This is a genomic window from Actinosynnema sp. NPDC004786, from assembly GCF_053601135.1.
On the sequence record NZ_JBSGBG010000071.1, the window covers coordinates 1 to 13,559 of the forward strand.

At 73.1% G+C, this 13,559-nt stretch carries 14 protein-coding genes; 8 read left to right on the plus strand and 6 right to left on the minus strand.

What is annotated here, in order from left to right; all coding sequences use genetic code 11:
• Positions 1 to 200: 200 nt before the first annotated feature.
• Together ACWEFJ_RS36880 and ACWEFJ_RS36885 are read right to left on the minus strand one after the other, a co-directional pair.
• A complete protein-coding gene (locus ACWEFJ_RS36880) occupies positions 201 to 716 on the minus strand; it encodes a hypothetical protein (protein WP_449716610.1) in 516 nt (171 codons plus the stop codon).
• Positions 717 to 855: 139 nt separating this feature from the next.
• The gene (locus tag ACWEFJ_RS36885) at positions 856 to 2,190 is read right to left on the minus strand and encodes a DUF349 domain-containing protein (RefSeq protein WP_378090746.1); all 1,335 of its coding nucleotides are present in this window, start codon (positions 2,188 to 2,190) and stop codon (positions 856 to 858) included.
• Positions 2,191 to 2,375: 185 nt separating this feature from the next.
• On the opposite strand from ACWEFJ_RS36885, the gene ACWEFJ_RS36890 reads away from it, so the two are divergent.
• From ACWEFJ_RS36890 to dapF, 3 genes are read left to right on the plus strand one after another with little or no spacing between them, the layout of a single operon-like run.
• Positions 2,376 to 3,104 carry a hypothetical protein gene (locus ACWEFJ_RS36890; protein WP_449716611.1) on the plus strand — a complete coding sequence of 243 codons (729 nt, stop codon included), beginning with the start codon at positions 2,376 to 2,378 and terminating at the stop codon, positions 3,102 to 3,104.
• Between the two features lie 4 nt (positions 3,105 to 3,108).
• On the plus strand, positions 3,109 to 4,011 hold the full coding sequence (gene miaA / locus ACWEFJ_RS36895) for a tRNA (adenosine(37)-N6)-dimethylallyltransferase MiaA (protein ID WP_378090744.1): 903 nt from the start codon (positions 3,109 to 3,111) through the stop codon (positions 4,009 to 4,011).
• Positions 4,012 to 4,021: 10 nt separating this feature from the next.
• Entirely contained in the window at positions 4,022 to 4,834 is an 813-nt protein-coding gene (dapF, locus tag ACWEFJ_RS36900; RefSeq protein ID WP_449716612.1) for a diaminopimelate epimerase, read from the plus strand.
• A gap of 88 nt (positions 4,835 to 4,922) precedes the next feature.
• On the opposite strand, the gene ACWEFJ_RS36905 is transcribed toward dapF, so the two are convergent.
• Genes ACWEFJ_RS36905 through ACWEFJ_RS36915 form a run of 3 tightly spaced genes read right to left on the minus strand, consistent with a single transcriptional unit; the run spans position 4,923 to position 8,203 of the window.
• Positions 4,923 to 5,783 carry an SMP-30/gluconolactonase/LRE family protein gene (locus tag ACWEFJ_RS36905; protein ID WP_449716613.1) on the minus strand — a complete coding sequence of 287 codons (861 nt, stop codon included), beginning with the start codon at positions 5,781 to 5,783 and terminating at the stop codon, positions 4,923 to 4,925.
• Positions 5,776 to 7,002 (minus strand): MFS transporter, encoded by a 1,227-nt coding sequence (locus tag ACWEFJ_RS36910; RefSeq protein ID WP_449716614.1) that lies wholly within the window; start codon positions 7,000 to 7,002, stop codon positions 5,776 to 5,778. Before ACWEFJ_RS36910 ends, ACWEFJ_RS36905 begins: the two co-directional genes overlap by 8 nt.
• Entirely contained in the window at positions 6,986 to 8,203 is a 1,218-nt protein-coding gene (locus ACWEFJ_RS36915) for an MFS transporter (protein WP_449716615.1), read from the minus strand. Before ACWEFJ_RS36915 ends, ACWEFJ_RS36910 begins: the two co-directional genes overlap by 17 nt.
• Positions 8,204 to 8,291: 88 nt before the next feature.
• Between ACWEFJ_RS36915 and ACWEFJ_RS36920 the strand changes: the two genes are divergently transcribed.
• Genes ACWEFJ_RS36920 through ACWEFJ_RS36930 form a run of 3 tightly spaced genes read left to right on the plus strand, consistent with a single transcriptional unit; the run spans position 8,292 to position 11,302 of the window.
• On the plus strand, positions 8,292 to 8,786 hold the full coding sequence (locus ACWEFJ_RS36920; RefSeq protein WP_449716616.1) for an ArsR/SmtB family transcription factor: 495 nt from the start codon (positions 8,292 to 8,294) through the stop codon (positions 8,784 to 8,786).
• Between the two features lie 43 nt (positions 8,787 to 8,829).
• Complete coding sequence (hflX, locus tag ACWEFJ_RS36925; protein WP_449716617.1) at positions 8,830 to 10,275, plus strand: GTPase HflX; 1,446 nt, start codon at positions 8,830 to 8,832, stop codon at positions 10,273 to 10,275.
• A 37-nt stretch (positions 10,276 to 10,312) separates the two neighbouring features.
• Complete coding sequence (locus tag ACWEFJ_RS36930; protein WP_449716618.1) at positions 10,313 to 11,302, plus strand: hypothetical protein; 990 nt, start codon at positions 10,313 to 10,315, stop codon at positions 11,300 to 11,302.
• Positions 11,303 to 11,311: 9 nt separating this feature from the next.
• On the opposite strand, the gene lexA is transcribed toward ACWEFJ_RS36930, so the two are convergent.
• Positions 11,312 to 11,989, minus strand: coding sequence for a transcriptional repressor LexA (gene lexA, locus ACWEFJ_RS36935; RefSeq protein ID WP_378090748.1), 678 nt, complete (start codon positions 11,987 to 11,989; stop codon positions 11,312 to 11,314).
• 242 nt (positions 11,990 to 12,231) lie between these two features.
• Here lexA and ACWEFJ_RS36940 point away from each other — a divergent pair, with 242 nt between their 5' ends.
• Complete coding sequence (locus ACWEFJ_RS36940; protein ID WP_378090735.1) at positions 12,232 to 12,729, plus strand: LysM peptidoglycan-binding domain-containing protein; 498 nt, start codon at positions 12,232 to 12,234, stop codon at positions 12,727 to 12,729.
• A 305-nt stretch (positions 12,730 to 13,034) separates the two neighbouring features.
• Positions 13,035 to 13,493, plus strand: coding sequence for a transcriptional regulator NrdR (gene nrdR, locus ACWEFJ_RS36945; RefSeq protein WP_378090734.1), 459 nt, complete (start codon positions 13,035 to 13,037; stop codon positions 13,491 to 13,493).
• Positions 13,494 to 13,559 lie beyond the last annotated feature (66 nt).

The window sequence follows — 13,559 nt, forward strand, 5'->3', positions numbered from 1 at the left end:
GATTTGACATGGGTTCGGGTGCCTTAGGCTGGACGAAGCCGGCAGGCCTGGCGGGACGCTTTACCCCGCCGGGCCTGCCGGCTTTGGCCTGCCCCAGGTACCCGTAAGGGCCCCATGTCAAATCGAGCCGGACGCGCCCACCGAACCCCGCACCACCGAACCCCGCACCACCGAACCCCGCACCACCGAACCCCCGCCCATCAACACACCCTCGACGGCCACCACACCCCGTTCCCGCTCTGCGGCGACGAGCAGTGTTCCGCAGCAGTCGTCGTGGTCGGCGTGCTCTGACTGCTCGTCGTGACCGGCGGCACCGATGTCGTCACCTCGACCGGCACGGTCGTCGTCACCGCCGGGTGGTTCGCCGTGGCGACGAGCCGCTCCGCCCGAACCGCCTCACCGGACCCGATCGCAGCCGAAGTCGCCGTCGCCGTCCCAGGAGCGGTAGCGGAAACCGGGGCCGACGTAGACGGCACGGCGGGCAGGATCGAGACCACGGTCGTCTGCGGCACGGACCCGGCCACCCGATAAACCGCATAGCCCGCCAACGCGAGCCCCGCACAACCCAGCAGCACGACGGCCAAGACGATCAACACCAGCCTGCGCCACGACAGCCCGTGCACGATCCTGTCGATCGTGTGAGCCATCGTGACCGAACCGTCCACCCGACCGCTGACGATGTTGTGCACGCTCGACGACGACTGCTCCGGCTCCACTCGCACAAGCTAACGTCGCGTACCCGAACGATTACCGCATTAGTCGTACCACCATCGTCCGAACGCGACCGCCGCCCCACGCGAACGGGCCCTGCGCCCGCCCCCGAAGGGACCGGCACAGGGCCCGCAACAATACCCGTTACCGGCTGGCCACCGCCTGCTCGGCCGCCGCCAACCACTCACGCCACTGCTTGGCCTGCGCCTCGGCCTGCTCCGCCCGCCGCTTGTCACCGGCCGACCGGGCCTTCGCCGCCTGCGCCTCGAACTGCTCCACCCGCTCCCGGAACTGGGCGACGCGCGCCTCCGCCTCCGGGTCGGACCGGCGCCACTGCGCGTCCACCGCGCCCCGGACCCGCTCCTCGATCGCGCGGAGCTTGCCCTCCAGCTCGCGGACCCGCTCGCGCGGCACCTTGCCGATCGCGTCCCACCGCTCCTGGATCCGGTAGAGCTGCTGGCGGGCGGCTTCGAGGTCGTGCGACGGGTCGATGTGCTCGGCCTCGGCGAGCAGCTCCTCCTTCAGCTTCGCGTTGGCCGCGAACTCGGCGTCACGCTCGCTGAACGCCTCCGACCGCCTGGCGAAGAACGCGTCCTGGGCGGCGCGGAACCGCTGCCACAACGCGTCGTCGGCCTCCTTGGGAGCCCGCCCGGCGGCCTTCCACTCGACCATCAGCTCCTTGTACCGACCGGCGGTGGGGCCCCAGTCGTCGGAGTCGATGAGCTTCTCGGCCTCCTCGACCAGCTCCTGCTTGCGGTTCTTGGCCACGCTGCGCTGCCGGTCGAGGTCCGCGAAGTGCGAACCGCGCCGGCGGTTGAACGCGTCCCGTGCCTTGGAGAACCGCCGCCACAGCTGCTCGTCGGTCTTGCGGTCGACGCCCCGGATGGTCTTCCACTCGTCGAGGATGGCCCGCAGCCGGTCGCCCGCAGCCTTCCACTGCGTCGACTCGTTGGCCAGCGCCTCGGCCTCCTCGACCAGCTCCTGCTTGCGCGCCCCGGCCGCGGCGCGGGCCTCGTCCTTGGCGGCCTTGGCCGCCTCCAGGCCCTGCTCGGCCAGCACGAGCACGTACTCCACGCGCGCGGCCAGGGCGGCGAGGTCACCGACCACGGCCGCGTCGGCCAGGCTCTCCTGGACGTGCTTCGCGCTGGTCAGCGCGTGCTTGGGGTCGCCCGCGCCGGAGGACAGCCGCGTCACCAGCAGCTCGACCTCGGTGCGGATGTCGTCGAACCTGCGCGCGAAGTGCGCCAGACCCTCGGCGGGCTCGCCCGCCTGCCAGGATCCGACGACCCGCTCGCCGTCGGCGGTCTTGACGTAGACGGTGCCGTCCTCGTCCACGCGCCCCCAGCGGTCAGGGTGGTCCGACGCCACGGGGACCGGAGGTGGCGCCGTGACCGGCGTCGCTTCCACCCGGGTCTCCTCGACCACCGCCCCCGCACCACTGTCGCCAGTGGTTCCCGGTGTCGTCTCGTGCTCCGTCATCGCCGGCTTCCTCCTCGCCTGCCCACATCGTGGTGCCCGTGCCGACCACGGGCGCCCCGCCTATGACGGGGCCCAGCACCCGAGTACCGCGACGCTCCCTAAGAGTGCCCAGTACCTCGCGCGCATTCAAACAGGTCAAGGCTCGCATCGGTACCGGTGGTGGCCGATGAGTAGCGTGGACTGCCATGATCTCGCGCCTGGTGGTCGTGCCGCACCCCCCGCTGCTGGTCCCCGAACTGGTCGGCGGCGCCGTGCCGGACACCGAACCGGTGAGGTCGGCGACCCTCGCCGCGGCCCGGGAACTGGCCGCGCACGCCCCCGACTGGGTGGCCGTGGGCGTCGACCCGTCCGGCCCGCGAGTGCTGGAGGACGTGACCGGCACGTTCCGCGGCTTCGGGGTGGACGTGCGGGTCTCCCTCTCCCCCGCCGACCCGGACCCGCACCGCACCCCGGACCCCGACCCCACCCCGGACCACCGCACCCCCAATCCCGACCTCCCGCTCCCCGCCCTGATCGCCGGCTGGCTCCGCGAGCGGACGGGCGCGCGATCGGTCCGCGTGCACCTCGTCCCCCCGGACCTCCCCACCGCCGACTGCGTCGCCCTCGGCGAACGGCTGGCCGGCGAACGGGCGCTGCTCGTGCTCGGCGACGGCTCGCACCGGCACGGCGAGTCCGCCGTGGGCCGTCCCGACGACCGCGCCGAGCCGTTCGACGACCACGTCCGCGACGCCCTGGCCGCCGCCGACACGGCCGCGCTGCGCGCGCTCGACCCGGCGCTCGCGGCCGAGCTGGGCGCGCAGGGCCGGGCCGCCTGGCAGGTCGCGGCCGGCGTGCCGGGCGCATGGCGCTGCACCCGCTCCGCCTTCCTCGCGCCCTTCGGCGTCGGCTACCACGTGGCCGTCTGGGAGGCTTGACCCCGTGAACACCCCCATCGCCGTCGTCGGACCCACCGCCACCGGCAAGTCGGACCTCGCCGTGCGGCTGGCCGTCGAACTGGGCGGCGAGGTCGTCAACGCCGACGCGATGCAGCTCTACCGGGGCATGGACATCGGCACGGCGAAGATCACCGAGGAGGAGCGCCAAGGCGTCACCCACCACCTCCTCGACGTGCTGGACGTGACCGACACCGCCTCCGTGGCCGCCTACCAGCGCGAGGCCCGCGCCGCGGTGGAGCGCCTGCTGGCCGCCGGGCGCACGCCGGTGCTGGTCGGCGGCTCGGGGCTGTACGTGCAGGCCGTGCTGGACGACCTGGAGTTCCCCGGCACGGACGAGAGGATCCGCACGCAGCTCGAACGGGAGCTGGCCGTGTTCGGGTCCGAGACGCTGCACGGCCGCCTGGCCCAGCTCGATCCGGCCGCCGCGCTGGCGATCCTGCCCGGCAACGGCCGCCGCGTGGTCCGCGCGCTGGAGGTCATCGAGCTGACCGGGCGGCCGTTCTCCGCGACCCTGCCCAAGCCGGGACCGGCCCGCTACGGCACCGTCCTGATCGGCCTCGACCGGGCCGTGCCCGAACTGGACCGGCGGGTGGACGAGCGGGTGACGCGCATGTTCGACGCGGGCCTGGTGGACGAGGTGCGCGCGCTGGAGGCCCGCGGGCTGCGCGACGGCCGCACGGCGTCGCGCGCGCTGGGCTACCAGCAGGTGCTGGCCGCGTTCGACGGCGAGTGCTCGATCGAGGAGGCCGCGGCGGCGACGGCGCAGGCCACCCGCCGGTTCGTCCGCAAGCAGCGGTCCTGGTTCCGCCGCGACCGACGCGTGACGTGGTTCGACGCGGCCGACCCGGGCCTGGCCGACGACGTGCTCAAGCTGGTCGCACCGTAACCTGGTGCCCGTGGGAGTCGAATTCCTGAAGGGCCACGGCACCGAGAACGACTTCGTCGTGCTGCCCGACCCGGACGGCCTGCTGGACCTGACCGAGGCGCGGGTGCGCGCCCTCTGCGACCGGCGGCGCGGCCTGGGCGCGGACGGCGTGCTGCGGGTCGTGCGGCCGGACTTCGGCCCGTGGTTCATGGACTACCGCAACGCCGACGGCTCGATCGCGGAGATGTGCGGCAACGGGGTGCGGGTGTTCGCGAAGTACCTGGTCGAGGCCGAGCTGGCGCCCGCCGGGGAGTTCACCGTCGGCACCCGCGCCGGGGAGCGGCACGTCATCGCCCACGACGACGGCTCGATCACCGTGGACATGGGTCGGGCGCTGGTCACCGGCACGGGCACGGCCACGGTCGGCGGCAGCGCGTTCGGCGGGGTCGCGGTGGACGTCGGCAACCCCCACCTCGCCTGCGTGACCGGGACGCCGGTGGCCGAGCTGGACCTGGACCTGCCGCCGGGCCACGACCCGGTGCAGTTCCCGCACGGGGTGAACGTCGAGTTCGTCAACGTGCTGGGCGACGGCGCGCTGCGCATGCGCGTGCACGAGCGGGGCGTGGGCGAGACCCGGTCGTGCGGCACGGGCACGGTCGCCGCGGTGGCGTCGTGGCTGTACGGGTCCGGCCGGCGCACGGGCAAGGCCACTGTGGACGTCCTCGGTGGACAGGTGACCGTGGTGATCGAGGAGGAGACCTCCACGCTCACCGGCCCGGCCGTCCTGCTGGCCCGCGGCGAACTCGACCAGACCTGGTGGGACTCGCTCGGCACGCCTTCCTGACCCGGCGGACCCGCCGACCACCCGGACCACCCGGACCACCCGGACCACCCGGACCACCCGGACCACCCGGACCACCCGGACGAGCGTCCTAGAGGCCGACGACCTCCAGCTTCCCCAGCCTCGCCCCGGCCACCACCTCCGGCTGCGACGTCGGCGCGGTGCAGCACACCAGCCGGTCGCCCACGATCGCCACGGCGAAGCAGTTCGCGCCGGTCTCCACCTTCCGGGCGACCTCGCCACCCTCCCGCACCAGGAACGCGAACGGCTGGAGCGCGGGCGCCACCCACACGCCGCCCTCGGCGTCCACCGCGATGCCGTCCGGCGCGATGAAGTGCTCGCGCACCGACGCGAACACCCGCCGCCCGGACAGCGCGCCGTCCTCGGCGACGTCGAACGCGGTCAACCGGAACGCGAGCGTCTCGGCGACCACCAGCCGGCCGTCCGGCAGCAGGCCCGTGCCGTTGGGGAACTTGAGGTCCTCGGCCGCCACCCGGACCGTGCCGTCCGGCTCGACCAGCGCCAACGGCGTGCCGGGCGCGACCCACCCCGGTTCCAGCAGGGCCGCCTCGCCGCCCGCCGCGATCGCGCCGTGCAGGTCGAAGCCGAAGTTGCCGACGTAGGCGCGGCCCCGCGCGTCGACCAGCATGTCGTTGGCGTGGAAGGTGGCGACACCGCCGAGGTCGGCGTGCTCGACCAGCGCGCCGTCGGGTTCGCGCCGCAGCACCTTGCGGTCGAGCATGGAGACCACGAGCAGCCGGCCGTCCGGCAGCCAGCCCAGCCCCGACGGCTGTCCGGGCACCTCGCAGACGACCTCCTCCTCGCCGGTGCCCAGGTCGAGGGCGCGGACCTCGTGGTCGTAGAAGTCGGAGTACCACAACCGCCCGTCCGGCCCGTGCCGCGGACCTTCGCCGAACCGGAGACCGTCGCGCACCACGATGGTGTCAGCCATGCCCGCCGACGTTAGCGACCGGCAGGTCGCGCATCGAGCGCAGCGGCGACAAGAGCACCCAGAAGACGGAGAGGACCATCCCGGCCGACGCCGCCCACAGCGTGCCCCGCACGCCCACCCATTCGGCCAACGCGCCGCCCGCGACCGCGCCGACCGGCATCGCACCCCAGGTCAGGAACCTGATGCTCGCGTTCATCCGGCCGAGCAGCCGGTCCGGGCACAACGCCTGGCGCAGGCTGACCTGGGCGACGTTGTAGAGCACCACGCCGGCGGACGTGACCAGCGTGCCGACCGCGAACAACGCGATCCGCCACCCCGGCCCGGCCACCGGCACCAGCACCCAGGCGGGCTGCGTGACCAGCAGCGACAGCCACACCAGCCGCACCCGCCCGTACGCCGCCAGCCGGCCCGCGACCAGGCCCGCCACCGCGCCGCCCGCGCTCCCCACGCCCAGCAGCACGGCCGCGGCCGCCGTCGGCAGCGCGAGGTCGCGCAGCAGGAACAGCACGGCGACCGCGCCCCACATGGCGTTGGCCAGGTTGAACGACATCGTGCACAGCGCCACCGGCCGCAGGAGCGGGTGGCCGAACACGAACCGGAGCCCTTCGGCCATGTCCGACCGCACCGCGCGCCGGCGCGGCGCCACGGCCGGTTCCGGCGTGCGCATCGCCGCCAGCAGCAGCCCCGACGCCAGGAACGAGGCCGTGATGGCCAGCACCGCGTTCGCGCCGCCGAGGACCTGCGCCAGCGGCCCGCTCACCGGCCGGCCGGACAGCCGCGCCACCTGCTGCGTCGAGACCAGCCGGCCGTTCGCCCCGGTGAGCGCGTCCCGGGTGACCAGCGTCGGCAGGTACGCCTGGGACGCCACCTCGAAGAACACCGTCAGCACACCCGCGCCCGACGCGGCGAGCAGCAGGTGGGCGTACGTGAGGCGGTCCAGCCAGGCCGCGACCGGCACCGTGGCCGGCAGCGACGCCCGGCCGACCGCCGCGGCGACGAGCACCGGCCGCTTGCGCGCGCGGTCCACGTACACGCCCACGGGCAACCCGATGACCGGGAACGCGGCCGTCCCGGCGGCGGTCAGCACCCCCACCCGGAACGCCGAGGCGTCGAGCGCCTCGATCACCACCACCGGCAGCACGAACGCGTAGACCGCCGTGCCGAACTGGTTGGCCGCGTCCGCGGCCCAGAACAGCCGGAAGTCACGCGGTAACGGCATCGCGGCTCCGCAGCGGCGACAGCACCACCCACAGCACGGCCGCCGCCTGGCACGCCATGCCCGCGAACAGCGTGGCCGTCACCCCGATGCCGCCGCCGAGCAGCCCGCCCACCAGACCGCCCAGCGGCATCGCGCCCCACACCACGAACCGGATGCTCGCGTTCATCCGGCCCAGCAGGTGGTCCGGGCAGATGGACTGCCGGTAGCTGACCTGGGCGATGTTGTAGACCGTGGCCCCGTACGCCACCGCGGCCTCGCCGACGACCACGAACACGATCCGCCAGTCCGCCGCGCCGAACGGCACCAGCACCCCGAGCGGCCACGTGACCAGGCCGGACAGCCAGATCACCGTGGTCTGGCCGAACCGGGCGTTCCACCGGTTCACGGTCAGCGCGCCCAGCACGCCGCCGACGCCCGCGGCGCTGAGCACGAGCCCCACCACGCCCTCGGACAGGCCGATCTCGCGCACCAGGAACAGCACCAGCACGGCCGCCGCCATGCCGCCGAAGAAGTTGGCCGTGCCCGTGCACCCCACGATCGCGCGCAACGACCGGTGCCCGAAGACGAACCGCAGCCCCTCGGCGATCTCGTGCCGCAACCCCGGCTTCTCCGGCTTCGGCGGCGGCGGCTCGGCGGTGCGGATGCGCAGCAGGAACAACGCCGACACCAGGTAGCCCGCGGCCGTGGCGAGCACGCCGACGGCCGCGCCGACCGCCTGCGCCACCCCGCCCGCCGCGGCCGGGCCGGACACCTCCGCCACGGCGCGGCTGGCCTCCAGCTTCGAGTTGCCGTCGACGAGCTGCTCCCGGCCGACCAGCGCGGGCAGGTACGACTGGTAGGCGACGTCGAACAGGACGGTGGCCGCGCCGACCAGCAGCGCCACCACGACGAGGTGGGTCAGCGTGAGCAGGCCCAGCCACCAGGCCACCGGCACCGACAGCAGCAGCGCCGCGCGGGTGAAGTCGGCCACGAGCATCACCGGGCGACGGCTCAACCGGTCCACCCACACCCCGGCGGGCAGCCCGATGAGCAGGAACGCGGCCGTGCTCGCCGCCGACAGCACGCCCATCTCGAACGGCGTGGCGGCGAGCGCGCCCACGGCGAGCAGCGGCAGCACCGTGCGCCCGATCGCGGAGCCGAACTGGCTGATGGTGTCGCCTGCCCACAGCAGGCGGAAGTCGCGATGAGACCAGAGGGACACGCCGGAAGTCTCCCGAGACCGATTGGAAACTGTCAATCACTCGCTTCGCACGGGCCCCGCCGCCCCTGCCGGTTCCTATGCTTGGCCGGTGCAGAGACGCCCGGCAACCGACGCCGAAGCCGCCGCCCTGGCCTCGGCGGTGCGGCTGCGCATCATCCGGCTCACCTACGACCGCGCGCTGACCAACAAGGAGATCGCGCAACGGCTCGGCAAGGACCCCGCCACCACCCTCCACCACGTGCGCAAACTCGTCGCCACGGGGTTCCTGGAGGCGCAGGAGCCGCGGGCGGGCAACCGGGGCGCGAAGGAGATCCCCTACCGGTCCACGGGGCTGTCGTGGCGGCTGACCAAGGCGGGCATCCCGTACCCGGAGGAGACGAGCGAGGCCGTCTTCCAGGCGTTCCTGAGCGAGGTCGCGGAGGTCGGGCCGGCCGCCATGAACCAGTTCCGGCTGGTGGCGCGGGTGGACCGCGCGGAACTAAAACGACGCCTCCAGACGTTGTTGGATGAGCTGGCAGCCGAGCCGGCCCACCCCGACGGGGAACGCGTGGCGATCTACCTGGCGCTCTACCCGGGCGATTAACCACTCGGACCCACCAGGGGTGCCGTGGGACGATGAAGGGCAAATGACGGAAAACACGTACAACAGCAACGACTGGCTCGACCACGAGGACGAGCTGTCCACCGGCGACCTGGCGCTCGAGGAGCGCGCCGCGCTGCGCCGCGTCGCAGGGTTGTCCACCGAACTCGAGGACGTCACCGAGGTCGAGTACCGGCAGCTCCGGTTGGAGCGGGTCGTGCTGGTCGGCGTGTGGACCGAGGGCTCGGCGGCCGACTCCGAGGCGTCCCTGGCCGAGCTGGCGCTGCTCGCCGAGACGGCGGGCTCCCTGGTGCTGGAGGGCCTCGTGCAGCGGCGCGACCGGCCCGACCCGGCCACCTACATCGGCTCCGGCAAGGTGCACGAGCTGCGCGACATCGTGATCGCGACCGGCGCGGACACCGTGATCTGCGACGGCGAGCTGTCCCCCGGCCAGCTGCGGCAGCTGGAGGAGAAGCTCAAGGTCAAGGTCGTGGACCGCACCGCGCTGATCCTCGACATCTTCGCCCAGCACGCGTCCACCCGCGAGGGCAAGGCGCAGGTCGAGATGGCCCAGCTGCAGTACCTGCTGCCGCGACTGCGCGGGTGGGGCGCGTCCCTGTCCCGCCAGGCGGGTGGTCGGGCGGGCGGCGCGACCGGCGGTGTGGGTCTGCGCGGCCCCGGTGAGACCAAGCTCGAGACCGACCGCAGGCGCATCCGCGCGCGCATCGCCAAGCTGCGCCGCGAGATCGCCGCGATGAGCGTCATCCGGGAGACCAAGCGGCACCGCCGCGTGGCCAACTCGGTGCCGAACGTGGCCATCGCGGGGTACACGAACGCGGGCAAGTCCAGCCTGCTCAACGCGCTGACCGGCGCGGGGGTGCTGGTGCAGGACGCCCTGTTCGCCACCCTCGACCCGACCACGCGGCGCACCGAGACGCCCGAGGGCCTGCCCTACACGCTGACCGACACGGTCGGCTTCGTCCGGCACCTGCCGCACCAGCTCGTGGAGGCGTTCCGCTCGACGTTGGAGGAGGTCGCCGACGCGGACCTGCTGGTCCACGTCGTGGACGGCTCCGACGCGATGCCGGAGAAGCAGGTCGTGGCGGTGCGCGAGGTGATCGGCGAGATCTCGTCGCGGCGGGACGACCCGATGCCGACCGAGCTGCTCGTGGTGAACAAGATCGACGCGGTGGGCGAGCTGGGCCTGGCCCGGCTGCGGCACCTGTTCCCGACGGCGGTGTTCGTGTCCGCGCGCACCGGCGAGGGCATCGCCGAGCTGCGCGAGCGCATCGCGGCCATGACGCCGCGGCCGGAGGTCGTGGTGGACGCGCTGGTGCCGTACGCGCGCGGCGAGCTGGTCGCGCGGGTGCACCGCGAGGGCGAGGTGCTCAAGGAGCGGCACACCGAGGAGGGCACGGAGCTGTCCGCCCGGGTCCGGCCCGACCTGGCCGGGGTGCTCGGCGAGTTCGCCGTGAACGGAAGCCGCGCCTGAGCCGTTGCGCGCGCTCCTGGTAGCCGGGTTGTTGCTGGTGACGGCCGGTTCCGCGATGGCGGAGCCGGCCGTCGCCGACGTGTGCGCGGTGACCGACCCCCGGTTGGAGGAGCTGTCCGGGCTCGCGTCCGACGGCGACCGGTGGTTCGCGGTGAACGACAGCGACAACGGCGCGTTGGAGATCCACGTGCTCGACCGCGGGTGCGCGATCACCCGGACGATCACCGCGCCGATCAATCCGTTCGACGTCGAAGACCTCGCCCTGGCTCCTGACGGAACTCTGTGGGCCGCGGATACCGGGGACAACGGGAAGTCGCGGGAAACCGTGGCATTGCACGTCGTTTCCCCGGACGGCAGCGCCCGATTGCACCGCCTCACCTATCCTGACGGAAAGCACGACGCCGAGGCATTGTTGCTCGACGCTTCCGGTATTCCGCACATCGTCACGAAGGAGCCGATCGGCTCGGCGTTGGTGTACCGGCCGGCGTCCGCGTTGCGCGAGGACGCGCCGACGCCGCTGGAGCAGGTGGCGCGGGTGTCGATCGGCGGGTCGGACACCAAGGGCGGCCCGCTGGCGAACTCGGTGGTGACGCGCCTGGTCACGGGCGGTGCGATGACCCGGGACGGCACGGTGGCGGCGTTGCGGACCTACACCGACGCGTACCTGTTCCCGGTGCCGGACGGCGACCTGGTCACGGCGTTGGAGTCGGACCCGGTGCGGGTGCCGCTGCCGAACGAGCCGCAGGGCGAGGCCATCGCGTTCGACCCGGACGGCACGCTGCTGTCGGCGTCCGAGTTCGGCAACGGCGGCACGTCCTCGACCGTGCGGGCGGTGCCGGGCGCGGCGGCGCTGGCGGTGCCGCCCCCGCCCGCCACGACCACGACGACCGAGGCGCCGGCCGCCGCGGACGACGGCACTCCCCCGGCGGACGACGAGCGGTCGCCGTGGCCGGTGGTGGGTGGCGGCGCGGTGGCGCTGGTGCTGGTGGGAGCACTCGTGCGCCGGACGCGCCGCCGCCGGGCGTGACGCGGCGGCTCAGAGGCGGCGCAGGACCGCCACGACCTTGCCCAGGATCGACGCCTCGTCGCCGGGGATGGGCTCGTAGGCGTCGTTGTGCGGCATCAGCCACACGTGCCCGTCCTCCTTGCGCTTGAACGTCTTCACGGTGGCCTCGCCGTCGATCATCGCGGCCACCACCTCGCCGTTGTCCGCCGTCGGCTGCTGGCGCACGACGACCCAGTCGCCGTCGGTGATGGCGGCGTCCACCATCGAGTCACCCACGACCTTCAACAGGAACACGTCGCCCTCGCCGACGATCTCGCGCGGCAGCGGGAACACGTCCTCGATGGCCTCCTCCGCCAGGATCGGCCCGCCGGCCGCGATGCGGCCCAGCATGGGCACGTACGCGGGCGTCGGCTTGGACGCCGGGTCCAGCCCGGTCACGATCTCCGGGGGCAGCACGCCCACGGCGCGCGGCCGGTTCGGGTCGCGCCGCAGGTACCCCTTCCGCTCCAGCGCGCGCAGCTGGTGGGCGACCGAGGAGGTGGAGGTCAGGCCGACCGCCTCCCCGATCTCCCGCACGCTGGGCGGGTAGCCGAACCGGTCGAGCCAGTCGCGGATCACGTCGAGCACCTTGCGCTGGCGCAGGGTGAGCCCGGCGTTGCCCGCGATGTCCGCCGGTTCGGGCGCGGAGGGCACGTCTGCGGTGCGCAGGTCTTCGTCGGTCTTGCGAGCCACGGTGCTTCCTCCTCACCGGTCCCGATTGCCCAGGCCGGCTGTGACGACGATCTTCAGTTGTGGACGGTAGTCGCGTTCCGTGTCCAGATCAAACACCTGTTCGAAGTAAACGTCGGCGTGTCGTAGCGATTTAGCCCGACGAAGTGGTACACATTCGCACGGACGTTCGATCGAACAGAAGTTCGATCATGATCGGATGACCTGCGTTGGAGGACATCATGGCGGTGGTCATAGGCACGCGGAACAGCTTCGAACTGGTCGACGGCGCCGGTGTCGAGGATGTCGCGCTCGGCGCCGGTCTGCGACCCGGACCACGTGTCCTCCGCCGGTTCGAAGTACACGACAGGGCCAATCGCCGCCCGTCCACCCGGCCCCGCCCGCTCGCGGTCCGCGAGACCGCGCCGGACCCGGCCGCCTGCGAGGTCCGGCCGCGGCGGCGCCCGGCCCTGCAGTTCGCCGGCTACGCCGCGCTGGCGGCCGTGTCCGCCGCCCTGCTGAGCCTGCTGTACCTGTACGCCTCCGGGGCCACGACCGTCCCCGAACGCACCAGCGTCGTGCACGTCCAAGTGGGCGAGACGCTGTGGGACGTGGCGGCGCGCAACGCGCCCGGCAGCGACCCCGACGCCGTGGTGGCCCGCATCCGCGAGCTGAACTCCCTCCCCGACTCCGACGTCGTCCCCGGCCAGTCCCTCGTCGTCCCGCACGGCGCCCCCTAGCGAGTCGAACGCCCGGGTCCCGCGTGTCGAACCTCCAGGACCCCCGGGTTCAACGTCCGGAACGTTGAACCCGGGGGTCCTGGGCGTTCGACACACGCGGTCCGTGAACGTGGGGTGGCGCTGCGCACGTTCGTCCCATCGGGTGACATGGACCGGTGTGTCCGAGTTGCAGAGCAGTAGGGTCCGGGCATAGGTTGACCCCTACATCTAGTGGTTACACCGTTGTAGTTAGTCCACAGGTTGGGGTTTTCCCCACGGTGAGGGCTAACGCGATGGATGCTGCGCGGAGGAGGGGGAGACCAGCCGTGCGATGCCCGTTCTGCCGCCACGCCGACTCCCGGGTGGTCGACTCGCGCGAGGTGGACGAGGGCCAGGTGATCCGCCGCCGGCGCTCCTGCTCCAGCTGCGGCCGCCGGTTCACCACCGTGGAGGAGGCCGTGCTCGCGGTCGTCAAGCGCTCCGGCGTCACCGAGCCGTTCAGCCGCGACAAGGTCGTGAACGGCGTCCGCCGCGCCTGCCAGGGCCGGCCGGTGCACGAGGACGCGCTCCAGCAGCTCGCCCACCGGGTCGAGGAGTCCATCCGCTCCGGCGGCAACGCCGAGATCCCGAGCCACGAGGTGGGCCTGGCCATCCTCGGCCCCCTGCGGGAGCTGGACGAGGTCGCGTACCTCCGCTTCGCGAGCGTCTACCGCTCCTTCTCGTCCGTCGAGGACTTCGAGAAGGAGATCGCCGATCTTCGCACCGCCCAGCGCACGGACGACTGAGCGGACGCGACGCAGGACAGGCGGCGACCGCCTCGGACGGGGAGCCCGGACGTGGTCCCGCACACC

Excerpts from the sequence above, each read along its gene's own strand:
- ACWEFJ_RS36910 (WP_449716614.1), bottom strand. The coding sequence starts at position 7,002 with ATGCCGTTACCGCGTGACTTCCGGCTGTTCTGGGCCGCGGACGCGGCC.
- hflX (WP_449716617.1), top strand. The coding sequence starts at position 8,830 with ATGACGGAAAACACGTACAACAGCAACGACTGGCTCGACCACGAGGAC.
- ACWEFJ_RS36940 (WP_378090735.1), top strand. The coding sequence starts at position 12,232 with ATGGCGGTGGTCATAGGCACGCGGAACAGCTTCGAACTGGTCGACGGC.
- ACWEFJ_RS36905 (WP_449716613.1), bottom strand. The coding sequence starts at position 5,783 with ATGGCTGACACCATCGTGGTGCGCGACGGTCTCCGGTTCGGCGAAGGT.
- ACWEFJ_RS36885 (WP_378090746.1), bottom strand. The coding sequence starts at position 2,190 with ATGACGGAGCACGAGACGACACCGGGAACCACTGGCGACAGTGGTGCG.
- ACWEFJ_RS36890 (WP_449716611.1), top strand. The coding sequence starts at position 2,376 with ATGATCTCGCGCCTGGTGGTCGTGCCGCACCCCCCGCTGCTGGTCCCC.